Origin of the sequence: Kitasatospora sp. NPDC059599 (assembly GCF_042735125.1) — a bacterium.
In the GTDB taxonomy this organism is placed as follows: domain Bacteria; phylum Actinomycetota; class Actinomycetes; order Streptomycetales; family Streptomycetaceae; genus Kitasatospora.
Map to the genome: position 1 here is coordinate 35,817 of NZ_JBHWCL010000016.1, position 25,116 is coordinate 60,932.

Genomic DNA, 25,116 nt, shown 5'->3' on the forward strand with positions numbered 1-25,116 from the left:
CCGGTGCCACCGTTCGGTTGCGGCCATTCCGGGAGGTCGGCCGGGGTGGACGGGTCACGCCGGGTTGACGCACGGACGTTCGATCGCCTTTATCCCGGCGACCACGGCGCCGGCCCCGCCGCCGGCGGCGTCAGGCGCGGCCCAGTGCCCCGGACTCGCCCATCTCGCTCATCACCAGCGCCAGCGCGCCGAGCACCTCGGCCCGGCCGCCGAGGGTGCCGGGGACCACCGAGAGCTGCCGGGCGGCACTGGGGATCGCGTAACGGGCCACCGAGTCACGGATCGGGGCGAGCACCAGCTCACCGGCCTCGGCGAGGTCCCCGCCGAGGATCACCCGGCGCGGGTTGAGCAGGTTGCACAGGGTCGCGACGCCGGTGCCGATCTGCCGGCCGGCGTCGGCGATCACCCGGCGGCAGCCGAGGTCGCCCTGGTGGGCCAGCTCGACCACCCGGGGCAGCGTGAGGTCCGGGCCGAGGGTGGAGCTGAGCAGGGAGAGCAGGTAGCGGGAGCCGACGAAGGTCTCCAGGCAGCCCCGGTTGCCGCAGCGGCAGACCGGCCCGGCCTCGTCCAGCGTGATGTGCCCTATCTCACCCGCCGTACCGCCCGGGCCGCGGTAGATCTGGCCGTTGACCACCAGGCCGGCGCCCACGCCGCTGGCGATCTTGATGTACGCGAGGTCGCTCAGTCCGCGGCCGGCGCCCCAGACCAGCTCGCCGAGCGCGCCCAGGTTGGCGTCGTTGTCCACGTGCACCGGCATGCCGAGCCGCTCCCCCAGCTCCCGGCCAGGGGCGATGCCCGTCCAGCCGGGCAGGATCGCGGTGGACCCGAGCGCGCCGGTCTCCACGTCGATCGGGCCGGGCACGCCGAGGCCGACGCCGATCACCTTGTCCGGCCGGAAACCGGCCTGCGTCAACAGCCGCTCGACCATCGCCTCGGCGCGGTCGAAGCCCTGCTGGGCGGAGACGTCCACGTCGATCGGGGCGCTCTCCTCGGCCAGCACCCGGTGCGCCAGGTTGCCGACCGCGACCCGCAGGTGGGTGTGGCCGAAGTCGATGCCGACGACGATGCCCGCGTCACCGCTGAGCGAGACGCTGCGGGCGCGGCGGCCGCCGGAGGAGGTGTCGGCGACCACGACGGTGCCGCTCTCCTTCAGCTCCCGCACGATGTTGGACACGGTGGCCGCGGAGAGACCGGTGCCGCGGGCGATCTCGGCCTGGGTCAACGAGCCGGCCATCCGCACCGCGCGCAGCACCCGCTCCAGGTTCGCCCGGTGCAGGGACGACTGCGAGCCCGGTGTGTCCGTCGACATGATCCACCCTCCCAGGGCGGGGAACCCTCCGCCGGGCGTCCCCTTCAATTCCTGAAGGGTACGGCCCGGGGCCCCGGGCGGGGGCGTCGACGGGGACGGCCGGGTGCGGGAGGAGCCGGGCGGCGCGGGCGGCCCGACGGCGCCGCAGAGGCGGGGGCGGGGCACCGGCCGGGGGCTGCCGGGTGCGGGGGCACCGGCGCTCGGGGTGGATGCGGGACAGGTGCGGGACGGGCCCCGGGGTGGATGCGGGACGGGCCCCGGGGCGGGTGCGGGACGGGCCCCGGGGGTTGCTCCGGACGGGTGATGCCCGCCCGGGAGACGGAGGCCGGGCCAGCCGGGCCGGCGCCCCCGGTCACGCGGCGGTGTCGGCGGTGGGGGCCGGGTGATCGGGCAGTGAAGGTGTTGCACGGCCTGGACCTGCGGGGACTGGGTTCGGCGGTCCTGGCGGCGGCCGAAATGCGCGCACCACTAGCATGGTGCCCAATTCTCACCCGTCCCACCGGAACCGAGGACGGTACCGGCAGGGGGCGCTTCCAGACATGACGGGGAATCAGATGGCAGGGGATCACCCTACGCCGGGGGCAGGCGAAGCGCCCGGCAACGGTCCGCAGGACAACCGGGGCGTCTCGTTCGGACGTCCGCCAGCGGGCGGTGTGGATCCGGCCGCGGTCGCGGACCAGATGACGCAGCTCGACGGATCGGCCGTCCCGGGACCGGCCGCCCCCGCCGGGCCGCCGCCCGCACAGCCGCCGGCACCGCCCGCGCAGCCCCCCGCCGGCGCCGACTACGCCGCGTACGCGCCGACCGCGACCGGCTTCCCCACCCAGGCCCCGCCGCCTCCGGGCGCCGCACCCGTCGGCCCGTACGACCCGGCGCCCGGCGCCCCGTACGCCACGGACGGCGGGCAGGGCTACAACACCGGCGGCTACAACTTCCCGCAGCAGCCCGGGTACAGCTACCCCGTCGCCCCCACCCCGCCCAAGCGCAACCCCGTCATGCTGTGGGGCGGCATCATCGGCGGCGTGCTGGCGATCGCGATCGTGATCGCCCTGGTCGTCCTGCTCAAGGACCCCTCCCCCGCGCCGAACCCGGGCCCGGGCCCCGTCAGCACCGACGGCACCAGCGACGGCCCGACGAACGACCCCGCCCCCGGCCCCGCCGCCAAGGGCGCCACCTTCAACGTCGCCTGGACCGCCCCCAAGGGTGCCAACACGGACGGCGCGAACCAGATGCTCGGCGTCTGGGGCACCGACAAGCTCGCCGTCCGTGCCGACAGCACCGGCATCAAGGCCTACAACCTGACGGACGGCAAGGAGGCCTGGACGATCCCCGTCCCGGCCGGCAGCAAGGAGCTGTGCACCGCCTCGTACGCGGCCAACTCCAAGAGCATCGCCGCCGTCTCCTTCAACACCGGTGACAGCGACTGCTCCACCGTCGGCGCCGTCGACCTGACCCAGGGCAAGCTGCTCTGGAGCGTCAAGGTCTCGGCCGACCGGATGTCCTCGCCGACCCTGAGCGTCACCGACAACGTCGTCGCCATCGGCGGCAACATGGTCGGCGCCCTCAACGTCACCACCGGACAGCCCGCCTGGCAGTACCAGCCGCGCGACAAGGACTGCAGCGTGCGCGGCCGCGCCGCCGGCGCCCAGATCGCCGTCAGCGACCGCTGCTACGGCGGCAGCGGCCCGAAGTCCCAGCTGGTCATCGTCAACGCCGAGACGGGCAAGGCGACCAGCACGCCGATCACCCTGACCGGCAGCATCGAGCAGGTCGACCAGGTCGTCCAGGACAAGCCGCTCGTCCTGCTGATGTCCAGCGGCCCGCAGGGCGACTACATCCTGCCGTTCGACAAGGACAACAAGCCGGGCAACCAGATGTCCGTCAAGGAAGCCGGTTCGGACAGCCTGCGCCTGTCCGGCCAGGACGAGGCCCTCAGCCGCAACGTGGTCAGCGGCTCCACGCTGTACGTCCAGGTCAGCGGCACCAAGCCGGGCATCAACGCCTACGACCTGAACACCGGCAAGCGCCTGTGGGCGGCCACCACCTCCTCGGCCACCAACGACATGCGCCTGGTCTCCGGCACCGACAAGGACGGCAAGGTCCGCGCCGTCGTCGAGCAGGGCTACGACAAGCCGGCCCGCCTGGTGACGCTCTCGCCGACCGACGGCTCGATGACCGACATCGGCACCATCGCGATGTCGAACGGCCTGGACATCGGCAGCAGCACCTCCGAGTACGTCATCTCGGACGACGGCCTCGCGGTGTACGCGTTCCGCCGCTACAGCTCCACCGACGGTCCGCTGACCAAGTGGAAGAAGTGACGACGGGAGCGATGACGGGAGTGACGTCGGGAGTGACGTCGAGGTGATGCCGGGGGCGTGACCCCTCGTCGCGGCCGACCGGGCCACGACGGCACACGGGCGGGACCACGACAGCACACGGACAGGTCACGACGGCACACACGGGCGGGGCGGGAACGGGCGAACAGCCGGTTCCCGCCCCGCCCGTGAATTTCCGGCGGGTCCGTTCACCGGACGTGCGAGGATTCGGACCACCAGCCTGACAAAGGAGTGCAGCGAGTGCCCGGCACAAACCTGACCCGCGAGGAGGCCCGCACCCGGGCCGATCTTCTCCGTGTGGACGCGTACGACATCGAGCTCGACCTCGGCTCGGCCCGTGAGGGCGGCACCTTCCGGTCCACCACCGTCGTCCGGTTCACCGCCACCACGCCCGGCGCGGACACCTTCATCGACCTCGTTGCGCCGAGCGTCGAGGAGATCACCCTCAACGGCGCGTCGCTCGACCCGGCGAGCTTCTCCGACAGCCGCATCCCGCTGCCGGGCCTGGCCGCCGAGAACGAGCTGCGGATCGTCGCCGACTGCGCGTACACCAACACCGGTGAGGGCCTGCACCGGTTCGTCGACCCGGTCGACGGCGAGACCTACCTGTACACCCAGTTCGAGGTGCCGGACGCCCGCCGCGTCTTCGCCACCTTCGAACAGCCCGACCTGAAGGCCGCGTTCACGTTCACCGTGACCGCCCCCACGGGCTGGGTCGTGGTCTCCAACTCGCCGACCCCGGAGCCGGCCCCCGCCGGCGATGGCTCCACCCAGGTCTGGAAGTTCGAGCCCACCGGCCGGATCTCCAGCTACATCACCGCGCTGATCGCCGGCCCGTACGTCGGCGTCTTCGACAGCTACGAGAACGGCGAGCAGACGGTGCCGCTCGGCGTCTACTGCCGGCCCTCGCTGCGCGAGTTCCTGGACCCGGAGGCCATCTTCGCGGTCACCAAGCAGGGCTTCGACTACTTCCAGGAGAAGTTCGACTTCCCGTACCCGTTCGCGAAGTACGACCAGCTGTTCGTCCCGGAGTTCAACGCCGGCGCGATGGAGAACGCGGGCGCCGTCACCCTGCGCGACCAGTACGTCTTCCGCTCCAAGGTCACCGACGCCGCCTACGAGGCCCGCGCCGCGACGATCCTCCACGAGCTCGCCCACATGTGGTTCGGCGACCTCGTCACCATGGAGTGGTGGAACGACCTCTGGCTGAACGAGTCCTTCGCCACCTTCGCCGAGGCCGTCTGCCAGGCCGAGGCCCCCGGCTCCAAGTGGCCCCACTCCTGGACCACCTTCGCCAACCAGATGAAGACCTGGGCCTACCGGCAGGACCAGCTGCCGTCCACCCACCCGATCATGGCCGACATCAACGACCTGGAAGACGTCCAGGTCAACTTCGACGGCATCACCTACGCCAAGGGCGCCTCGGTGCTCAAGCAGCTGGTGGCCTACGTCGGCCAGGACGCCTTCTTCCAGGGCGTGCAGGCCTACTTCAAGCGCCACGCCTGGGGCAACACCCGGCTCAGCGACCTGCTGGGCGCCCTGGAGGAGGCCAGCGGCCGCGACCTCAAGGCCTGGTCCAAGTCCTGGCTGGAGACCGCCGGCATCAACGTGCTGCGGCCCTCGATGGTGCTGAACACCGACGGCGAGATCGAGTCCTTCGCCGTCCTGCAGGACGCCCCCGCGCTGCCCGCCGGCGCCAAGGGCGAGGCCGTGCTGCGGCCGCACCGCATCGCCATCGGCCTGTACGAGCTCGACGGCGACACCCTGGTGCGCACCGACCGCATCGAACTCGACGTCGACGGCCCGCGCACCGAGGTGCCCGAGCTGGTCGGACGCCACCGCCCCGCCGTCGTCCTGCTCAACGACGACGACCTCTCGTACGCCAAGATCCGGCTCGACGAGGACTCGCTGGCCGTCGTCACCGAACACCTCGGCGGCTTCACCGACTCGCTCCCCCGCGCGCTCTGCTGGGCCTCCGCCTGGGACATGACCCGCGACGGCGAACTCGCCGCCCGCGACTACCTGTCGCTCGCGCTGTCCGGCATCGGCCGCGAGTCCGACATCGGCGTGGTGCAGTCCGTGCAGCGCCAGGTCAAGCTCGCCCTCGACGCGTACGCCGACCCGGACTGGCGCGAGGAAGGCCTCACCCGCTGGGCCGCCGCCGCCGAGGAGCACCTGCGCGCCGCCGACCCCGGCAGCGACCACCAGCTCGCCTGGGCCCGCACCCTCGCCTCGGTCGCCCGCACCGACGGTCAGCTCGCGCTGCTCGCCGGACTGCTGGACGGCTCCGTCGAGGTCAAGGGCCTCGCCGTGGACACCGAGCTGCGCTGGACGCTGCTCACCCGCCTCGCGGCCACCGGCCGCGCGGACGAGGCCCGGATCGCCGCCGAGCTGGAGCGCGACAACACCGCCGCCGGCCAAGAGCACGCGGCCACCTGCCGCGCCGCCCGGCCGACCGCCGAGGCCAAGGCGACCGCCTGGGCGTCGGTGGTCGAGTCCGACCAGCTGACCAACTACGTCCAGGAAGCCGTCATCGCCGGCTTCCAGCAGTCCGACCAGCGCGAACTGCTCGCCCCGTACGCGGAGAAGTACTTCGCGGCGGTCAAGGGCATCTGGGAGACCCGCAGCCACGAGATCTCGCAGCAGATCATCATCGGGCTGTACCCCGGACTGCAGGTCACGCAGGAGACGCTGGACGCGACGGACGCCTGGCTGGCCTCCGCGGAGCCGGCGCCGGCGCTGCGGCGGCAGGTCGTCGAGTCGCGGGCCGGCATCGAGCGCGCGCTCAAGGCCCAGGCCGTCGACCGCGCGGCGGGCGGGCGCTGACCGGACCGACGGTCACTGCCGGGGCCCCGCCCGATGTGCCCCGCCCGGTATGCCCTGCCCGGTACCGGGCGGGGCGCCGGGCTGGGCCGACCGGGCCCGGGCGGGCCTGGCGGGGCGCCGGGCGTGCTCTGCTGAGGGCTCTGCCCAGTCGCTGACCGGGTGCTGAAACCGCGAAGGGGCGCCGGACGGGATCGTCCGGCGCCCCTTCGGCGTTCGTGCGGGATCGGGTCCTGACGGACGCCGTACGCGTCCGGGCGGACCGGGCGCGCGATGGTCAGTTCTTCTTCTTGCCCTTGCCCCACGGCATACCGGCCAGGCCGGCGATCACCAGGAAGAGGACGAGCGGGAGAAACACGTACAGGCCGAGGGTCTGGCCGATGCTCAGGCCGGTACCGGGGTCATCGCCGTCGTCCCTGGTGTAGGCCATGGCGGGCGACGACAGCAGCATCATCAGCGTGACCGTTGCGGAGACCGCGCCGGCTCGCAAAGCGTTCCTCTTGTCCACGTTTCCAACTTACCCGCCGCTTATGGGAGGGCGCTCGTCGGGGTCGGCCTGGTGGGTCGGGAGGGCCTCCCCGAGGATCGGGAGGGCCTCCCCCGGTTCAGCGGGACGCGGTGCCGGGCCCGGACGGCGGGGCCAGGAGGTGCGCGAGCAGGCGGGCCGTGGGGGCGGTGACGAGGCGGTCGAGGGTGACCGGGTCGCCCGCGCCGTCGGCGACCGGGAGGCGCCAGTTCGGGTACTGGTCCCAGGTGCCTGGCAGGTTCTGCGGGCGTGGGTCCCCGACCAGGTCCGGCAGCCAGACGCCGACCAGCTCCGCCGGCGTCGCCCGCAGGAAGCGGTACAGCACCGGCATCGACAGCGGATCACCTGGTGTGAGCAGCCCCCGGGCGGCCAGCTCCGCCCGCCAATCCGCCAGCTCCTCGACCGCCTCCTCCTGCTCCTCCCCCAGCGGCCGGGCCAGCAGGCCCAGCCGGTGACGCAGCTCGACGTGCTCGCCGGAGAGGCGGGCCGCCGTACTCGGCAGGTCGTGGGTGGTGAGGGTGGCCAGACAGCCCGGCCGCCAGCGGTCCGGGGCCAGGATGCCCCCGCCGGCCTGCCAGTCCCGTTCGAACCAGAGGACGGAGGTGCCGAGCACGCCGCGCGCCGCCAGTTCCTCCCGCACGCCCGGCTCCACCGTGCCGAGGTCCTCGCCGATCACCGCCGTCCCGGCCCGGTGCGCCTCCAGCGCCAGCACGCCCAGCATCGCCTCCGCGTCGTAGCGGACGTACGCGCCCTCGGTCGGCGAATGGCCCTGCGGGACCCACCAGAGGCGGAACAGGCCCATCACGTGGTCGATGCGCAGGGCGCCCGCGTGCCGCGTCGCCGCACGCAGCAGCTCCGCGAACGGGGCGTAACCGGCCTCGGCGAGCGCGTCCGGACGCCAGGGCGGCAGACCCCAGTCCTGGCCGTGCGCGTTGAAGGCGTCCGGCGGGGCGCCCACCGAGATACCCCCCGCCAGCACGTCCTGCAGCGCCCAGGCGTCCGCGCCGTCCGGGTGGACGCCGACCGCCAGGTCGTGGATCAGGCCGACCGCCATCCCGGCCTCGCGGGCGGCGCGCTGGGCGTCGGCGAGCTGCTGGTCGACCTGCCAGGCCAGCCAGCGGTGGAACTCCACCCGCTCCTGCAGTTCCTTCTCGGCCTGCTCGACCTGTGGGCCGTCCGGGTGACGCAGTCCCTTCGGCCAGTGGTGCCAGTCGGCGCCGTGCACCTCGGCCAGGGCGTTCCACAGCGCGTGCCGGCCCAGCCACTCGCCCTCGCGGCGATGGAACGCCTCGTACGCGGCCTGCCGACCCGGCCCGCGCGGCACCTCGTGCAGCAGTTCCAGGGCCTCGCGCTTCAGCGCCCAGACGGCGTCCCGGTCGATCAGACCGTCATGGCCCAGGACCTCCTCACGGAGGCGGGCGGCCCGGACGGTCAGGTCGTCGGCCCTGCGTCGTTGCTCCGCGGTCAGGTAGGCGTACTCGGGGACCGCCTCGATCCGCAGGTGCACCGGGTCGGCGAAACGACGGGAGGACGGGCGGTAAGGGGACGGGTCGGACGGGGCGCCGGGCAGGCCCTGGTGCAGCGGGTTGATCTGCACGAAGCCCGCACCGAGGCCGGCGCCCGCCCACTGGGCCAGCTCGGCGAGGTCCCCGAGGTCACCCATGCCCCAGGAGCGGTCGGACAGGACGGAGTAGAGCTGGGCAAGGAAACCCCAACTGCGGCCCGGGAGTTGGGGCAGCCGCTCGGGGGCGACGATCAGCGGTGCCTGGGCCCTCCGCTCACCGGTCTCCGCCCTGAGGGTGTGCCGCCCCAGCGGCAGGTCCGCAGGCAGCCAGTGCGAATGCCCGCGCGGCAACTCCCAACTCCCGCCGCCCTCCAGCTCCACGCACAACCGGGCGTCCGCCGGCACGTCCAGCGCCGTCCGCCGCCCCTGCCGCACCACCACGCACGGCGGCAACAACCGGGCCCGCTGCTCTGCCCAGTGACGCTCCAACGCCTCGCGGGCCTCCCCCGGCGACCCGGCCGCCACCCCCAGCGCAGCCAGCACCGCCACCAGCGTCCGCGCCCCCACCCCCTGCCCACCCGGCCCCGGATACCGGGCATCCACCCCGTACGCCTGCGCCAGCGCCACCAGTTCGGCAGGCGGTGGTGGCGCATCCTGCGCCGGTACCTGCTCGGCTCCGTCACTGTCGTGGTAAGCGGCCACTCGCGGCTCCTGCGATGTCTCGGCGACTCCCGGGTAGGACAGCCACAGTCCTACCCGGGTAACCACCCGGCCACGCTGCGCGACACGGCGGTGCCGGGTGGATCAGTCGGGCCGGCGCCGCAGGGGCAGCCGGCAATCCAGCGCCGCGGAGCTCGAATCCCCAGATCCGACAAGACACGCGGGGCCCGGCTCGACGGATCGAAACCGCGGCCCCGCACCCCTTCCGGCATCTCGGACCCCTCTCGGCCAGCCCCACCCGATCCTCCACCTCGCGCTGGGGCGACCCCTTTCGAGTGTTCTCACCGTTGACATGCCGGTAGCCCTCCGTACGCATGTCGAGGCACGATTCGAGATTCATGGAGAACCCTGTGTTCGTCACCGCCGACCTCATGGAACCCAATCACTGTTCGCCACGCGCTTACGCGGTCGCCACACCCCGCATCACCCGACGCCTTCGCCCCTTACGCGAACGAGGACGGCAGTAGCCTCCCGAACAGCGAGGAGGAGGGCGCTCAACGGTGATGGGGTCGGGGCTGATGAAGCGGCCCGTCGTGGGGTCGTACTCGCGTGCTCCGAGGAGGGTGAAGCCGGTGGACTTCTCCTTGACGGAGGTGGTGTTGCCCGCGGCGTCGTAGATGTAGGAGGTCACCGCGGTGCCGGCCGGGCTGGTCCGGGTGGACTTCACCAGCGCGTGCGGACCGCCGGTGCTGCCGCCCGTCTTCGGGTCGGTGGACGGGGTGTTGGGGCCGGTGCCGAAGGTCTGGGTGGTGGTGACGTCCTTGATGCCGTCGCTGTCGGTGCCCTTCTGGGCCGGCTTGGTGCCGGGACGGTACGCGGCGCCGTCCCAGACCTCGGCCGCGGACGGCCGTGCCGCCCGCTCCGCCGCCTTCCTGAGTACCGCTCCCCGGTCGAGTGCCCAGGCCCGCTTCGCCAGGCAGCGGGGTGGCCGGGGTGGCTTTGGGGCAGGCCGTGGTGACGGGGGTTCAGGGCCTCCCCGGGATCGTCACGGAATCGTCACGGACCGGACCTGACCAGCGGCGGAGTGGTTCGGGCGGCGGAGTTCCGGGCACTCGGGGCGGGGCTGTGCGCGGGCCGCGGGGACGGTCCGACATGGGCTCGAACACGGCAAAACGGTCATAGCCGTCAGTGGCGTTGACACCGGGTTGGGTAGCTGGTGGGGTTGCGGCGATGTCGTTGTGCCTGGCGAGGAGGCTCCTGTGCAAGCCCGAGTGTCCGTCGCCGCCGGGCGGCGTCTGAGGTCGCAGTTGGAGCAGAGTCCGGCGTTGCGGGAGGTGCTGCAGCACCCGGCGGCGTTGGTGGCTCGGCGGGCCACGGCGCGGACGTGCCGTCAGTTGGCGCCGCGGACGGCGGACCGGCTGATCGCCGATCTCAAGGGGACGGAGCCGCTGCTGGCGTCGGTGCGCGCGGAGCGGGCGGCGGGGCGGCCGGGCCGGCGGGCGATGCAGATCGCGGCCGGGGTGGCGGCGGCCGCGGTGGTCGGCGGGCTGTTGGCGGGGCCGCTGCCGTCGGCGGCGTACGCGGCGACGCCGGGGACGGACGTGGTGAGCACCGCCCCGCAGACCCCGTTGGGGAGCGTGACCGACCCGCAGGTGTTCCCGCGGCCGCAGGAGCAGACGGTGGCGGGCAAGGCGGTCGTGGTGCCGGGCGCGGTGACGCTGGTGGCGTCGCCGAAGGCGGACATCGGCGCGGTGTTGGCGGTCCGCGAGGTGCTGGCGGTGGCCGGGACGACGGACGTGACCTCGCAGGGGGAGGGCGGGACGCCCGCGGCCGGCTCGCTGGTGGTGTACGTCGGCGGGCCCGCCGAGGGTGCCGGCGGCGAGGTGGACCGGGTGCTGCGGCAGTTGACCGCCGCGGCCGGCGGCAAGGAGGGCGCCGCGCCCTCGACCGCGAACCTGCCGTCCGGCGGGTACGTGTTGTCGGCCGGTCAGCTGCCCGCGCAGGGCGGCGGGACGTACGGCGCCGTGGTGCTGGCGGGCGTGGACGCCACCGGGACCTTCTACGCCGCACAGAGCCTGCGCCAGTTGCTGGCCGCCGTGCCGGCCGGGCAGGGGCAGGCGGCGGGCGCGAACGGGCTCGGCCTGCCGGGGATCACGCTGCGGGACTGGCCGAGCGGCGCGCCGGTGCGCGGCACCGCCGAGGCGTTCTACGGCACCCCGTGGACGGCGCAGCAGCGGCTGGACCAGGTCGACTTCCTCGGCCGGTCCAAGCAGAACTTCTACCTCTACGCGCCCGGTGACGACCCGTACCGGCTCTCCCGTTGGCGCAACGCCTACCCGGCGGCGCAGGCGGACGAGTTGCGCGAGCTGGCGGGCCGGGCGCGCCGCAGCCACGTGACGCTCGGCTACGCGATCGACCCGGGGCAGTCGCTCTGCTTCAGTTCCGGCAAGGACGTGGACGCGCTGGTGGCGAAGCTGGACGGGCTGCGCAAGATCGGCTTCACCGCGTTCCAGCTGCAGTTCCTGGACGTCAGCTACGACGAGTGGCACTGCGACGACGACCGCGACGAGTACGGCACCGGGCCCGCCGCGGCCGCCAAGGCGCAGGCCGAGCTGGTGAAGACGGTGCAGGACCGGCTGATCGCGAAGAACCCGGGCCTGGCACCGCTGTCCGTCGTCCCGACCGAGTACCACCAGCAGGGCGCCACCCCGTACCGCAAGGCGCTGGCGGCGGCGCTGCCGGCGGGCGTGCAGGTGGCCTGGAGCGGGGTCGGGGTGATCCCGGAGAAGATCACCACCGCGCAGGCCTCCGACACCGCCGACCTGTACGGCCACCCGCTGGTCACGATGGACAACTACCCGGTCAACGACGCCAATCCGGACCGGCTCTTCCTCGGCGCCTACACCGGGCGCGACCCGGGCGTGGCCACCCGCTCGGCGGTGATGCTGACCGGCGCGATGCAGCAGCCGGTGGCCTCCCGGATAGCGATCTCCACGGCCGGCGACTTCGCGTGGAACCCGGTCGGCTACAAGTCGGACGAGTCCTGGCAGGCGGCCGTGCGTTCGCTGGCCGGGCCGACCGGCGCCGGTGTGACGCCCGCCGGGACGGCGCTGCCCGCGGTCACCGCGCTCGCCGGCAACAGCACCTCCTCGCCGCTGTCCAAGCAGGAGTCCGGCTACCTCACGCCGCTGCTCGACCGCTTCTGGGCGATCGCCGAGCCGACCTCCGGCGTGGCGCCCGACCTCGCCAAGCTGATAGAGGCCGCCGCCCCGCTGCGGGAGTCCTTCGCCGCGATGGCCACCGCCCAGCAGACCCTGGTCGGCACCCCGGCGACCGCCCAGCTGGCCGGCGAGGCCGCGCCGTGGCTGGGACCGCTGCGCGACTACGGGCTGGCCGGACAGGCCGCGCTGAACATGCTGCTCGCCCAGCACGGCGGCGACGGCGCCGCGGCCTGGAAGGCCCGGGTGGAGCTCAACCAGCTGCGCGAGCAGCTCGACCGCGCCCCGGCCACCATCGGCGCCGGGGTGCTCGGCCCGTTCCTGGAACGCGCCGTGCGGGCCGCCGACAACTGGGCGGGCGTGGTCAGCGGCGGGGTCACCGCGACCACCACGATGGGCACCGCGCAGGACCACCTGCCCGCGCTGATGACCGACGGCGTCGCGGACACCTTCTACTGGAGCTCCGCTCCGCCGCAGCCCGGCGACGCGGTCGGCCTGGACCTGGGCGCGGGCCGTCCGGTCAGCAACGTGACCGTGCTGATGGGCAGCTGGGGCAACGGCGCGGACGCCCGGACCGCCGTGGACGACTACATCCGCGACGGCGTGCTGGAGTACTCCACCGGCGCGGGCGGCTGGAAGCAGCTCGCCGTCGTCAAGAACCAGAAGACGGTCAGTGCCCAGCTCCCGCCGGGCACCGTCGTCCGGGCGGTGCGGCTGCGGGCCACCGCCGCGCAGAAGACCGCCGTCGCGGTGCGCGAGTTCACCGTCAGCGCCCCGGACGAGTCCCCGGCGAGCGTCACCGGCGGCCCCGACGCGCTGCCGGGTTCCTCCGCCGCCGCCGTGCTGGACGGCAATCCGGACACCGCGTACCGGGCCGCGAAGGCCCCGACCGCGCAGGACGAGCCGCTCACCGTGGAGCTCGGCGCCGCCCGTCCGCTGGACCGGCTCACCGTGCTGACCGACCCGGGCGTGCGCGCCACGGCCACCGTCGCGGTGCGCCGGGCCGACGGCACCTGGGCGGACATCGGCACCGTGCAGCCCGGCTACAACGAGCTGCCGGCGGGCGGGCAGGTCGCCGACGCGTTCCGGATGACCTGGAAGCCCGGCGGCGACCCGCCGGTCGTCAACCAGGTGATCCCCTGGTACGCGGACGCCCCGGCGGCCCGGCTGAGCCTGTCCGACCCGGCCCTGGACGTGGTCACCGGTGCGTCCGCGCCCGCCCAGACCCGGGCCACCGTGGAGGCGGGACGCCCCGAGGGCACCACCGGCGAGCTGCGCACCGACGTGCCTGCCGCCGCCAAGGGCCTGACCGTGACCCCGGCCGGGCCGGTGACCGTGCCGCGCGGCGGCCGGGTGGGCGTGCCGCTGTTGGTCAGTGCCGCGCCGGGCACGCCGTCCGGGACGTACCAGGTGCCGGTGCAGTTCGTGGCCGGGACGACCACCGTCAGGCAGGTGCTCCAGGTGCACGTGGTGCCGCCGACCGGCGGCGCGGACCTGGCCCTCGGCGCGAAGGCCACCTCCTCGGGCGACGAGGCGGCGGGCTTCCCGGCCTCGGCGGTCACCGACGGCGACCCGAAGACCCGCTGGTCCTCGCCCGCCAAGGACGACGCCTGGGTGCGGCTGGAGCTGCCGCAGGCGACCAGGCTGGGTGCGGCGGTGCTGCACTGGCAGGCCGCGTACGCCGCCTCGTACAAGATCCAGGTCTCGGCGGACGGGAACTCCTGGACGGACGCGGCGACGGTGGACAACGGCAAGGGCGGCGACGAGACGGTGCGCTTCGACGCGCCCGGCGTCCGGTTCGTCCGGGTCCAGGGCGTGGCGCGGGCGACCAAGTACGGCTACTCGCTGTGGGGGGTCGAGCTGTACGCGGTGACCCCGCCGGCCCAGCCGCAGCCCCCGGCCGGCCAGCCGGCGCAGCCGCCCGCGCAGCCGGCCGGCGCGCCGGGCACCCCTGCGACGACTCCGCCGGCGGCGCCGCAGAAGCCGTAGCCGGAGGCGGGCCCGGTACGAGAACGGCGGCGGGCCGCCGTGCTCCCCGGTGCGGGGGGCGCGGCGGCCCATGAGGCGCGTGCCGACGGTGTGACGGGCGGGCCCTTTGTGTCGCTTCGGTCAGGCGGAGAGCGGTTCGGGCTGCTCGCCGCGGCGGACGGGAGAGGAGTGGGCGCCGTGCGCCCGGCCGATGGGGACCGAGTGGTTGGCCTCGGTATGGTCGTGGTGCTCGTACTCGCCCCACTGTGGGGCGCGCAGTTGGTCCCCGCCGCCGTAGGGCTCCAGGTAGGGGCGCCAGCGCGGGTCCTTGATGCCGGTGCCGATGATCCGCCAGGCGAGTCCGCTGGGCGGTGCGGGCGGGCGCTTCATCCGCCACCCCAGTTCGGTGAGGTGGCGGTCGGCCTTGGTGTGGTTGCAGCGGCGGCAGGCGGCCACCACGTTGTCCCACCGGTGCTGGCCGCCCCGGCTGCGCGGGATGACGTGGTCGACGCTGGTGGCGGCGGCCCCGCAGTAGACGCAGCGGCCGTGGTCGCGGGCGAACAGCGCCCGGCGGGTGAGCGGGACGGGCCCGCAGAACGGGACCCGGACGAAGCGGGTCAGACGGACGACGGACGGCGCCGGAAGGGCGCTGGTGGCGCTGTGCAGAGTGACTCCCGAGTCCTCCAGGCTGACCGCCTTGTGGTTGAGGACCAGGATGAGTGCGCGGCGCATCGATACGACGCCGAGTGGCTCGTAGGACGCGTTGAGGACCAGGACATGCGGCACGGATGCCTCCTTGGACGCCTGCGGCGCGTGGCTCGCGCCGGGACGAGCGGTTGGATCGCACAACGAGTGCGCGATCTACCCCAGTGTCGCCTTACGCCGTTGTACGGCGCCACCACTCCTGTGTAACGGACCTGACGTGAACTCCGGGTGTGGTCTCTGTCATAACCGGTATGCCCGGGGAAGGTCGGGTTGCACCCGGGTGCCGCCCGGGCACCCTCCGGTGGCCCTCCCGGGGGACGACTCGGCCGGTCGGAGCAGTGCCGGGCCGGGCGGGACGGCCTCCGGGCCGGGGTCCGGGGGGAGCGCACCGGGGCGTTGACGGGGCGTCCGGGCCGTCCTGTACGCCCTCGGGCGGCTTCCCGCAAGGCCGCGGACGGCCTCCGGCGTGTCCGGGCGGGTGTGCGGCGGCGGATAGGCTAAGGCGCACGGTCCCCCGGGCCGCTTGCCGGCGGTGCGGGCCCGACACGCAATCCAGCAAGGAAGGTCCGCACGTGTTCAGCTCCGGCGCCACCGGTCTGTCCGACGCGTCCTCGACGCCCTCCGCCCCGACGCCGGCCCCCAGCCCCACCGGGCAGCTGCCGAATCTGGACCTGCGGATCCCGACCAGCGCGCAGGAGGTCTCGGACACCACCAAGCAGGCCGCCAGCTGGTTCGACACCCACTGGCAGGGCTGGCTGGCCTCGGGCCTGCGGATCGTCTTCATCGTGCTGCTGGCCCTGGTGCTGCGGGCGATGGTGCGCAAGCTGATCACCCAGCTGATAGGGCGGATGGCCCGCTCCCCCGAGCACCAGGAGGAGAGCCGGCTGGGCGGGCTGCTGGCCAACACCGGGGTGGTGAACCCGGAGCGGCGCCAGCAGCGCTCGGAGGCGATCGGCTCGGTGCTGCGCAGCGTGGCCTCCTTCACCATCCTGGGCACGGCGGCGCTGATGGTGCTCTCCGCGCTGGGCGTGAACCTGGCACCGCTGCTGGCGAGCGCCGGTGTGGCCGGTGTGGCGATCGGTTTCGGCGCCCGCAACCTGGTCACCGACTTCCTCTCCGGGGTCTTCATGATCATGGAGGACCAGTACGGCGTCGGCGACGAGATCGACACCGGGGTCGCCACCGGGACGGTGCTGGAGGTCGGCCTGCGGGTGACCAAGCTGCGCGGCGCCAACGGCGAGATCTGGTACATCCGCAACGGCGAGGTGAAGCGGATCGCCAACATGAGCCAGGGCTGGGCGACCGCCTCGGTGGACGTGCAGATCGGCTACAAGGAGGACCTGCTGCGGGTCGAGGACCTGATCCTGCAGACCGCCGAGGAACTGGCCAAGGAGGCGCCGTACGACGAGCTGGTCTGGGCGCCGGTGTCGATCCTGGGCGTGGAGTCGGTCGCGGCGGACTCGGTGATGGTGCGGGTCGAGGCCCGGACCGCGCCCGGCAAGTCGGCGGCGGTCTCCCGGGCGCTGCGGCAGCGGCTCAAGGTGGCCTTCGACCGGGCCGGGATCAAGGTCAAGGAGGAGGCCCCGGCGGCGGCCGGTACGGCGGGCGCGGCGACCGGAGTGGTGATCGCACCGGCGCCGGCCCCCGCGGCCGAGCAGGCGGCACCGTCCGCGCTCGCCGACCCGAACTCGGCCCGGTTCCGGGCGAGCGAGCCGATCGCGGTGCCGAAGTCCGAGCTGTAGGACTTCCCGGGTGCCGGGCCACCGGCCACCGGTACGGCGGGGCCGCGGGCGGGGGCCGCGTGAACGAGACGATGAGCCCCGCTCCCACGGTCGTGGGGGCGGGGCTCCGTGGTGTCCGGTAACGCTTCGGCATCCTCCGTTCCGCCGACCATTGACACCCCGCTGACGCGGCCCTTACCGTCCTTGCCAAGCGACTGGAAAGTTTCCTAACAGTTCGCCCGGAGCTCGCGCCCGTCCGCACGGAAGCCGTCCGACAGCCACCCGGCGGCATCCCCGACCAGCCGAAAGAGGAGGATTCCGGCATGACGAAGAGCACCGCCAAGGCCCCCCTCGCCGGCACGCCGAGCCTGCTGCGGGCCATCAACGACCGGGCCGCCCTCGAACTCCTGCTGGAGAACGGCCCGCTCTCCCGCACCCAGATCGGTGCCCTGACCGGGCTGTCCAAGCCCACCGCCTCCCAGCTGCTGGCCCGGCTGGAGGCGGCCGGGCTGGTCCTGCCGGTCGGCACCACGGCGGGCGGGCCGGGGCCCAACGCGCAGCTGTACCAGGTGAATCCCGCCGCCGGGTACGTCGCCGGGCTGGACGTCACCAACGGCGGGATCCGGGTCGCGGTCGCCGACATCACCGGCACCACGCTGGCCGAGCACACCGTCACCACCAAGGGCGTACCGGCCGCCGAGACCGTCGCCACGGTCGCCGCCGCGGTCGCCGGGGCGGTCCGGACGGCCGGGATCACCGGGACCGGCCTGCACGCCGTCGCGATCGGTCTGGGCGGCGCCCCCGACCCGGTCACCGGCAAGCTGCGGTACGCCTCCCACCTGCCCGGATGGCACTCACCGCGACTGGTCGAGGAGCTGTCCGAGGCGATCGGCGCACCGGTGTCCATCGAGAACGACGTCAACCTGGCCGCGGTCGCCGAGCAGGCCTCCGGCGCGGCGGCCGGGTTCGAGGACTTCGTCCTGCTCTGGGCCGAGGCGGGCGTCGGCGCCGCGATCGTCATCGCCGGGCGGCTGCACCGCGGCTTCACCGGCGGCGCCGGGGAGGTCGGCTACATGCCGGTGCCCGACTCGCCCGTCGAGTGGGACTCCCGCCGCCGCAACTTCGGCGGCTACCAGGCCCTGGTCGGCGCGCCCGCCGTCCGGGCGCTGGCCCGCGAGCACGGGCTCGGCGCGCCCACCGCGGAGGAGTCGATCGCCCGGGCGCTGGCCACCCCGGGCGCCGGCGACGCCTTCCTCGCCGAACTGGCCGGGCGGCTCGCGGTCGGGCTGACCGTGATCGTCGCCGTCGTCGACCCCCAGCTGGTGGTCCTCTCCGGCGCGGTGCCCAGCGCGGGCGGCGAACGCCTGCGCGCGCTCGTCGAGGACGAACTCGCCAAGCTCTCCATCGCCCGGCCCGAGGTGCGCAGCAGCGCCCTGCCCGACTCGCCGGTGTTGCTCGGCGCCCTGCAGCGCGCCCTGTCGGACGCCCGCGAGGCGGTCTTCTCCACCCACTGACGCCACCCACCGACGCCACTCACCGCCGCCGCCACCGCCCACCGACGTTCCCGCCCGCGGCCGCCCCCGCCGCTCCCACCCACCGACGCTCCCCTGCGCCCACCTCTCCCCAACCCCCGAACGCGGGAACCGAGGCAACGACGCCTGCCCGCGCACTCCCAGGAGGACCTCGAAGTGCACGCCACCACCTCCCGCCGAGGCCGCCGCACGATGGTCGCCGTCGCCGGCAGCGCCGTCCTCGCCCTGCTCGCCACCGCCTGCACCGGTTCCAGCGACTCGGGCGGCAACGACGACTCGGCCAGCGGCAAGGACGTCACCATCACCTTCTGGCACGGCTGGAGCCAGGACAACGAGACCAAGGCGATCGACGACAACATCGCCGCCTTCGAGAAGGCCCACCCCAACATCCACGTCAAGGCCGTCGGCAACATCCCGGACGACAAGGTCAACCAGGCCCTGCGGGCCGGCGGGAACGACGCGCCCGACGTGGTCTCCTCCTTCACCACCAACAACGTCGGCATGTTCTGCTCGACCAAGGCCTTCGTCGACCTCAAGCCCCTGCTGCAGCAGAGCGGCATCGACGCGGCCAAAACCTTCCCGGCCGCGATGCTCAACTACACCCAGTTCCAGGGCAACCAGTGCTCGCTGCCGCTGCTCGGCGACGCGTACGGCCTGTACTACAACAAGACGGCCTTCGCCGCCGCGGGCATCGCCCACCCGCCCAAGACCTTCAGCGAGTTCGCCGCGGACGCCGCCCTGCTGACCGTCCCCGACGGCGACTCGTACAAGCAGCTCGGCTTCATGCCGCTCTACCACGGCTACGAGTCCACCACCGAGCACTACCTCGGCCAGTACGGCGCCACCTACTTCGGTGCCGACGGCAAGTCGAACATCGCCGCCGACCCGAAGGTCGCCGCGATGCTCAAGTGGCAGAAGGGCATGGTCGACCAGCTCGGCGGCTACGCCAAGCTGGAGAAGTACCGCTCGACCTTCGGCGAGGAGTTCAGCGCCAAGAACCCCTTCCACACCGGCCAGCTCGCGATGGCCCTCGACGGCGAGTGGCGCACCGCCTCGCTCGCCGAGAACAAGCCCGGCTTCGAGTGGGCCACCGCCGCGTTCCCCGTCCCGGACGACCAGGCCGACACCTACGGGCGCGGCTACCAGACCGGCACCATCGTCGGCATCGCCAGCACCAGCAAGAAGCAGGCCGCCGCCTGGGAGTTCGTCAAGTACCTGACCACCGACACCGACGCGGTCGTCAGCTTCGCCAACGCGATCCACAACGTGCCCAGCACCTTCGCCGCGCTCGACTCGCCGAAGCTGGTCAGCGACGACAACCTCAAGACCTTCCTGGACATCGCCAAGAACGCCAACTCCGGCACCACCCCGCCGGCCGTCAACGGCAGCGGCTACATCGTCTCCCTGCAGAACCTGGGCTACGACTACGAGTCCGGCAAGCAGACCGACCTCCAGGCCGGTCTGACCGCCACGGCCAAGCAGATCGACACCGACATCGCCCAGGCCAAGTAAGCGCCGCGAACGGCCCACGGAGCTCCCATGTCACTCACGTTCGGCACCCGGAAGGGGAACGGCGGCAAGGCCGGCGCCGGACCGTCCCGCCCGGCGGCGCCCTCCACGCAGCACCTGCTGCGCCGGAAGCGCCGCCGGGAGGCGGCCCGCACCCTCGCCTTCCTCTCCCCCTGGCTGGTCGGGTTCGGCGTCTTCTTCGTCTACCCGCTGGTCTCCACCGCCTACTTCTCCTTCACCTCGTACAACGGCTTCGGCCAGCCCACCTTCAACGGACTGAAGAACTGGGACTACGTCTTCGACCAGCTGCCGACGTTCTGGCAGGGCCTGCGCAACACCCTGTGGCTGGTCGTCGTCATGGTGAGCCTGCGGGTCGCCTTCGGCCTCGGCGTGGGGATGCTCATCACCAGGGTCAAGACCGGCGCCGGCTTCTTCCGCACCGTGTTCTACCTGCCGTACCTGGCCCCGCCGGTGGCCGCGACCGTCGCCTTCGCCTTCCTGTTCAACCCCGGCACCGGCCCGGTCAACCACCTGCTGGGCGAGATCGGTCTGCCGCAGCCCGGCTGGTTCGCCGACCCGGACTGGTCCAAGCCCGCACTCACCCTGCTCGCCATGTGGGGCGTCGGCGACCTGATGGTCATCTTCATGGCCTCGCTGCTGGACGTCCCCAGGGAGCAGTACGAGGCGGCCGAGCTGGACGGCGCCGGCCCGTTCCAGCGGTTCCGGTACGTCACGCTGCCGAACATCTCGCCGATCATCATGTTCGCGGTGGTCACCGGGGTGATCCAGACCATGCAGTACTACACCCAGGCGATCGTCGCCGGGAAGGTCGCCAGCGGCATCGCCGGCAACTCCGGCCAGCAGTTCGAACCGGGCTACCCGGGCGGCTCCACGTGGACCCTGCCGCAGATGGTCTACAACCTGGGCTTCCAGCGCTTCAACTACGGCGCGGCGTGCGTGGTCGCCCTGGTGCTGTTCGCCATCTCGATGGCCGTCACCTCGATCCTGCTCCGCCGCAAGTCCGGCTTCATGGCGAACGACGACTAGCGGGCCAGTGAGGACCTGACCATGACTCCCAGCAACACGCTCACCGAGGCGCCGGCCCCGACCGGCCCCACCCGCCCCGCCACCCGCCCCGGCAGCCCCGCCGCCCGGGCCGCCCGGCGCCGCGCACTGCTCGACTGGGTGGCCGTCCACTCCCTGGCCGTCGCCGCCGCGCTGTTCTTCCTGCTGCCCTTCGTCTTCGTCCTGCTCACCTCGCTGATGGACGACCAGCAGGCGCTCACCACCGACTACTGGCCCACCCACTGGGAATGGGGCAACTACGGCAAGGTCTGGAACACCCCCGGCTTCCTCACCTGGTGGCGCAACACCCTGCTGTACGCGGGCGCCGGCACCCTGCTGACCGTCGTCTCCAGCCTCCCGGTCGCCTACGCGCTCGCCAAGTTCCGCTTCCGGGGCCGCAACCTGGCACTGATGGCGGTCATCGCGATGATGATGCTGCCGCCGCAGGTCACCGTCATCCCGATGTACCTGTTCTGGTCGAAGCAGATGGGTCTGAGCGGCTCGCTCTGGCCGCTGATCATCCCGATGGCGTTCGGCGACGCGTTCTCCATCTTCCTGCTGCGCCAGTTCCTGATGACCATCCCCAAGGAGTACATCGAGGCCGCCCGGATCGACGGCTGCGGCGACCTGCGCACCCTGCTGCGGGTGGTCCTGCCGATGGCCAGGCCGGCCATCGCCGCGGTCGCGCTGTTCCAGTTCTTCTACTGCTGGAACGACTACTTCGGCCCGCAGATCTACGCCAGCAACAACCGCGAGGCCTGGACCCTGTCGTACGGGCTGGAGTCCTTCAAGGCCGCCCACCACACCAACTGGAACCTCACCATGGCCGCCACCCTGCTGGTGATGGCACCGGTGATCGTCCTCTTCTTCTTCGCTCAGAAGGCCTTCATCGAAGGCGTGACACTGACAGGGGTCAAGGGCTGATGTCCGCACCGAAGACGTCCGGCGCCACCGCGCTCAAGCTGGCCATCGTCGGCGGTGGTTCGACGTACACCCCGGAACTGGTCGACGGCTTCGCCCGGCTGCGCGACAGCCTGCCGATCGGCGAGCTGGTACTGATCGACCCGGCCGCCGAGCGGCTGGAGCTGATCGGCGGGCTCGCCCGGCGGATCTTCGCCAAGCAGGGCCACTCCGCCGCGGTCTCCGTGACGACCGACCTGGCGGCGGGCGTCGCGGACGCCGACGCCGTGCTGCTGCAGCTGCGCGTCGGCGGGCAGGCGGCCCGCGACCAGGACGAGACCTGGCCGCTGGAGTGCGGCTGCGTCGGACAGGAGACCACCGGCGCCGGCGGGCTCGCCAAGGCGCTGCGCACCGTCCCGGTGGTGCTGGACATCGCCGAGCAGGTGCGCCGGGCCAACCCGGACGCCTGGATCGTCGACTTCACCAACCCGGTCGGCATCGTCACCCGGGCGCTGCAGACCGCGGGCCACAAGGCCGTCGGGCTGTGCAACGTCGCGATCGGCTTCCAGCGCAAGTTCGCCGCGCACCTCGGGGTGGCCCCGGAGCTGGTCAGGCTCGACCACGTCGGGCTCAACCACCTCACCTGGGAGCGCGGGGTGACCCTGCTGGACGGCCCGGGCGCCTCCGGCGGACGGGAGGTGCTCCCCGAACTGCTGCGGGACTTCGGCAAGGACATCGCGGACGACCTGCACCTGCCGCTGCCCGTCATCGAACGGCTCGGCGTCGTGCCGTCCTACTACCTGCGGTACTTCTACCAGCACGACGCGGTCGTCGCCGAGCTCAAGGAGCAGGGCTCGCGGGCCGCCCGGGTCGCCGAGATCGAGCGGCAGCTGCTGGAGATGTACGCCGACCCGGCCCTGGACACCAAGCCCGAACTGCTCGGCGAGCGCGGCGGCGCCTTCTACTCCGAGGCCGCCGTCCAGCTGATCGCCGCCCTGCTCGGGACCGGCGGCGGGACCTCCGTCCAGGTGGTCAACACCCGCAACGACGGCGTCCTGCCGTTCCTGCCGGACGACGCCGTCATCGAGGTGCCCGCCGAGGTCGACTCGGCCGGCGTGCGCCCGCTGCCCCAGCGCCCGCTGGAACCGCTGTACGCCGGCCTCGTCGCCGCCGTCACCGCGTACGAGCACCTCGCCCTCGACGCCGCCCTGCACGGCGGGCGCGACCGGGTCTTCGACGCCCTGCTCGCCCACCCGCTGGTCGGCCAGATCGAACTCGCCGACCGGCTCACGGACCGGCTGCTCGCCCACAACCGCGAGCACCTCGTCTGGGCCTGACCCGGCCCGTGGTGGCCCGCCCGCGACCCCCTCGGGGCGCGGGCCGGCCACCGCGAGGAGACCGTCCACCCCCGGCCGACGACCACCCGGCCGGGCACCCCCGGCCGACGACTTCCCGGCCGGGCCACGTACGAGCCGCGGGGACCCGATGACCCACCAGCCCGAACCCCTCCTGCCCGGCGTACTCGCCATCGACGCGGGGAACTCCAAGACCGACGTCGCCCTGATCGGCGTCGACGGAACCGTCCTCGGCACCGCCCGCGGCGGCGGCTTCGCACCCCAGAAGATCGGCGGCGCCGCAGCCGTCGCCGGCCTCGCCCCGCTCGTCCGGCAGGCCGCCGCCCAGGCCGGGCACCCGGCCTGGAGCGGCGTGCTCACCAGCCACGTCAGCGCCTGCCTCGCCAACGCCGACCTGCCGGTCGAGGAGCGGGCCCTGCACGACGCCCTCGAATCCCACCCCTGGGGCGTCAGCAACACCGTCGCCAACGACACCTTCGGCCTGCTGCGGGCCGGCACCGACGGCCCGCGCGGCGTCGCGGTCGTCTGCGGCGCCGGGATCAACTGCGTCGGCCTGGTGCCGGACGGGCGCACCGCCCGCTTCCCCGCCCTCGGCGAACTCACCGGCGACTGGGGCGGCGGCTCCGGCCTCGCCATCACCAGCATGTGGCACGCCGTACGGGCGGAGGACGGCCGCGGCGGGCCCACCGCGCTCGCCCCCGCCATCGCCCGGCACTTCGGCCTGGCCAGTGCGGGCGCCGTCGCCGAGGCCGTCCACCTCGGGCACCTGCCGGTCGAGCGGCTGCACGAGATCGCCCGGGTGCTGTTCGCGGTCGCGGAGGGCGGGGACGCCGTCGCGCTGGAGCTGGTCGACCGCCAGGCCGACGAGATCGTCCGGCTCGCCGTGGTCGCGCTGAGGCGCCTGGGCCTGCTGGACTCCCCGACGCCGGTCGTGCTCGGCGGCGGCGTGCTCGCCTCCGAACAGCCGCTGCTGCTGGACAACCTGAAGGACCGTCTCGCGCGGGCCGCGCCGCTGGCCGAGCCCCGGGTCGTCGTCGCGCCGCCGATCCTGGGCGCGGCCCTGCTCGGACTCGACCACCTGCGGGCGGGTGCGGAGGCGCAGACGCGGCTGCGCAAGGCGTACGAGCGGCCGCGGACGGTGGCGGCCTGACGCCGCCTCGAAGACTTCCTCCCCCGCCGGACCCGCACGTCCGGCGGGGGAGGGAACCTACTCTCGGTAGTTGTCGTATGACCTATGTACCGACAACCGACGCCGCCCGGGGAGACTTGTGCCATGGCCGTGCCCCGCAACCTCCTCGCCGTAGCCCTGCTCGCCTGCGGCACCGCAGCCGTCGCCACCGGCTGCACCCCCGCCGAGTCCCGCCCCACGGTGACCGCCGCCTCCGCCGCCGCCGTCGCCGACGAGGCCGCGGACGACTTCCTCGACGAGGACTACCTCCTCGACGACGAGGAGTACGGGGTGGAGGGGGAGGACGGGGAGGAGGCCTACGCACCCGCCGAGGACCCGTCGGCCACCGCCACCGCCCCCTCCTCCGACTCCGCCTCCGCCTCCGACTCCGCCGCCGCCTCCGCCTCCGCCACCTGCACGGCACCCGCCGAACGTCCCGGCCACGAGGTCCTCGTCGTCGTTGCCGCGAGCACCGCCGAACTCACCGCCCGCCCCGCCCGCCACGGTTGCGGCCCCGCCCGCTACACGGCCACCGGCAGCGCCGTCCACTACGGCTTCTCGGCGGACGGCGTCACGGCCACCCTGGTCGACCGGTCGCACGGCGACCCGGCCCGGCCCGTGCCGCTGGAGGACCTGGTCGTCCACCTCAACGACTGCCTGGCGGAACGGGATCCGGCGGATCCCTACGGGTGCCACGGCAACGCGTACGACGTGGCGCTGGACCCGCACGGACGGATCACCTCGATCGGCGAGGTCGCGGGTTCCTAGCGGCAGCGGGTCCGCGGTCCACCCGGGCGGTCCCGGTGGCCCGGGT

General features: G+C 73.4%; 15 protein-coding genes. 11 read left to right on the plus strand and 4 right to left on the minus strand.

Features of this window, described 5'->3' with window-relative positions; all coding sequences use genetic code 11:
• Positions 1–130: 130 nt before the first annotated feature.
• On the minus strand, positions 131–1,309 hold the full coding sequence (locus ACFV04_RS08810; protein WP_380338978.1) for an ROK family protein: 1,179 nt from the start codon (positions 1,307–1,309) through the stop codon (positions 131–133).
• A 680-nt stretch (positions 1,310–1,989) separates the two neighbouring features.
• Between ACFV04_RS08810 and ACFV04_RS08815 the strand changes: the two genes are divergently transcribed.
• Both ACFV04_RS08815 and pepN read left to right on the plus strand, forming a co-directional pair.
• Entirely contained in the window at positions 1,990–3,630 is a 1,641-nt protein-coding gene (locus tag ACFV04_RS08815) for a PQQ-binding-like beta-propeller repeat protein (RefSeq protein ID WP_380338975.1), read from the plus strand.
• A gap of 258 nt (positions 3,631–3,888) precedes the next feature.
• On the plus strand, positions 3,889–6,474 hold the full coding sequence (gene pepN, locus ACFV04_RS08820) for an aminopeptidase N (protein ID WP_380527756.1): 2,586 nt from the start codon (positions 3,889–3,891) through the stop codon (positions 6,472–6,474).
• Between the two features lie 274 nt (positions 6,475–6,748).
• Here pepN and ACFV04_RS08825 read toward each other — a convergent pair whose 3' ends face one another.
• Together ACFV04_RS08825 and malQ are read right to left on the minus strand one after the other, a co-directional pair.
• A complete protein-coding gene (locus ACFV04_RS08825) occupies positions 6,749–6,979 on the minus strand; it encodes a hypothetical protein (RefSeq protein WP_360255970.1) in 231 nt (76 codons plus the stop codon).
• A gap of 97 nt (positions 6,980–7,076) precedes the next feature.
• Positions 7,077–9,203 carry a 4-alpha-glucanotransferase gene (gene malQ, locus ACFV04_RS08830; RefSeq protein WP_380527758.1) on the minus strand — a complete coding sequence of 709 codons (2,127 nt, stop codon included), beginning with the start codon at positions 9,201–9,203 and terminating at the stop codon, positions 7,077–7,079.
• A gap of 1,217 nt (positions 9,204–10,420) precedes the next feature.
• Between malQ and ACFV04_RS08835 the strand changes: the two genes are divergently transcribed.
• Positions 10,421–14,368, plus strand: coding sequence for a beta-N-acetylglucosaminidase domain-containing protein (locus ACFV04_RS08835; protein WP_380527761.1), 3,948 nt, complete (start codon positions 10,421–10,423; stop codon positions 14,366–14,368).
• A 120-nt stretch (positions 14,369–14,488) separates the two neighbouring features.
• On the opposite strand, the gene ACFV04_RS08840 is transcribed toward ACFV04_RS08835, so the two are convergent.
• Complete coding sequence (locus ACFV04_RS08840; protein WP_380338963.1) at positions 14,489–15,133, minus strand: HNH endonuclease; 645 nt, start codon at positions 15,131–15,133, stop codon at positions 14,489–14,491.
• Positions 15,134–15,624: 491 nt separating this feature from the next.
• On the opposite strand from ACFV04_RS08840, the gene ACFV04_RS08845 reads away from it, so the two are divergent.
• From ACFV04_RS08845 to ACFV04_RS08880, 8 genes are all read left to right on the plus strand, one after another.
• Entirely contained in the window at positions 15,625–16,794 is a 1,170-nt protein-coding gene (locus ACFV04_RS08845; RefSeq protein WP_380338960.1) for a mechanosensitive ion channel family protein, read from the plus strand.
• Between the two features lie 302 nt (positions 16,795–17,096).
• Positions 17,097–18,287, plus strand: a complete 1,191-nt coding sequence (locus ACFV04_RS08850) for an ROK family protein (protein ID WP_380527765.1) — start codon at positions 17,097–17,099, stop codon at positions 18,285–18,287.
• A gap of 210 nt (positions 18,288–18,497) precedes the next feature.
• A complete protein-coding gene (locus tag ACFV04_RS08855; RefSeq protein ID WP_380339133.1) occupies positions 18,498–19,817 on the plus strand; it encodes an ABC transporter substrate-binding protein in 1,320 nt (439 codons plus the stop codon).
• Positions 19,818–19,844: 27 nt separating this feature from the next.
• Complete coding sequence (locus ACFV04_RS08860; RefSeq protein ID WP_380338954.1) at positions 19,845–20,861, plus strand: carbohydrate ABC transporter permease; 1,017 nt, start codon at positions 19,845–19,847, stop codon at positions 20,859–20,861.
• A gap of 21 nt (positions 20,862–20,882) precedes the next feature.
• Positions 20,883–21,803 (plus strand): carbohydrate ABC transporter permease, encoded by a 921-nt coding sequence (locus ACFV04_RS08865; protein WP_380527767.1) that lies wholly within the window; start codon positions 20,883–20,885, stop codon positions 21,801–21,803.
• On the plus strand, positions 21,803–23,116 hold the full coding sequence (locus tag ACFV04_RS08870; protein WP_380527769.1) for a 6-phospho-beta-glucosidase: 1,314 nt from the start codon (positions 21,803–21,805) through the stop codon (positions 23,114–23,116). The genes ACFV04_RS08865 and ACFV04_RS08870 overlap by 1 nt, the downstream gene beginning before the upstream one ends.
• Before the next feature lie 148 nt (positions 23,117–23,264).
• Positions 23,265–24,284, plus strand: coding sequence for an N-acetylglucosamine kinase (locus ACFV04_RS08875; RefSeq protein WP_380527771.1), 1,020 nt, complete (start codon positions 23,265–23,267; stop codon positions 24,282–24,284).
• 123 nt (positions 24,285–24,407) lie between these two features.
• A complete protein-coding gene (locus ACFV04_RS08880) occupies positions 24,408–25,070 on the plus strand; it encodes a hypothetical protein (RefSeq protein WP_380527773.1) in 663 nt (220 codons plus the stop codon).
• The last annotated feature ends 46 nt before the right edge of the window (positions 25,071–25,116 follow it).

What these genes read in the sequence shown, in the direction of transcription:
- ACFV04_RS08865 (WP_380527767.1), top strand. Translation starts at nt 20,883, where the DNA reads ATGACTCCCAGCAACACGCTCACCGAGGCGCCGGCCCCGACCGGCCCC.
- ACFV04_RS08855 (WP_380339133.1), top strand. Translation starts at nt 18,498, where the DNA reads ATGGTCGCCGTCGCCGGCAGCGCCGTCCTCGCCCTGCTCGCCACCGCC.
- ACFV04_RS08860 (WP_380338954.1), top strand. Translation starts at nt 19,845, where the DNA reads ATGTCACTCACGTTCGGCACCCGGAAGGGGAACGGCGGCAAGGCCGGC.
- ACFV04_RS08810 (WP_380338978.1), bottom strand. Translation starts at nt 1,309, where the DNA reads ATGTCGACGGACACACCGGGCTCGCAGTCGTCCCTGCACCGGGCGAAC.
- ACFV04_RS08815 (WP_380338975.1), top strand. Translation starts at nt 1,990, where the DNA reads ATGACGCAGCTCGACGGATCGGCCGTCCCGGGACCGGCCGCCCCCGCC.
- ACFV04_RS08850 (WP_380527765.1), top strand. Translation starts at nt 17,097, where the DNA reads ATGACGAAGAGCACCGCCAAGGCCCCCCTCGCCGGCACGCCGAGCCTG.
- ACFV04_RS08870 (WP_380527769.1), top strand. Translation starts at nt 21,803, where the DNA reads ATGTCCGCACCGAAGACGTCCGGCGCCACCGCGCTCAAGCTGGCCATC.
- ACFV04_RS08875 (WP_380527771.1), top strand. Translation starts at nt 23,265, where the DNA reads ATGACCCACCAGCCCGAACCCCTCCTGCCCGGCGTACTCGCCATCGAC.
- ACFV04_RS08880 (WP_380527773.1), top strand. Translation starts at nt 24,408, where the DNA reads ATGGCCGTGCCCCGCAACCTCCTCGCCGTAGCCCTGCTCGCCTGCGGC.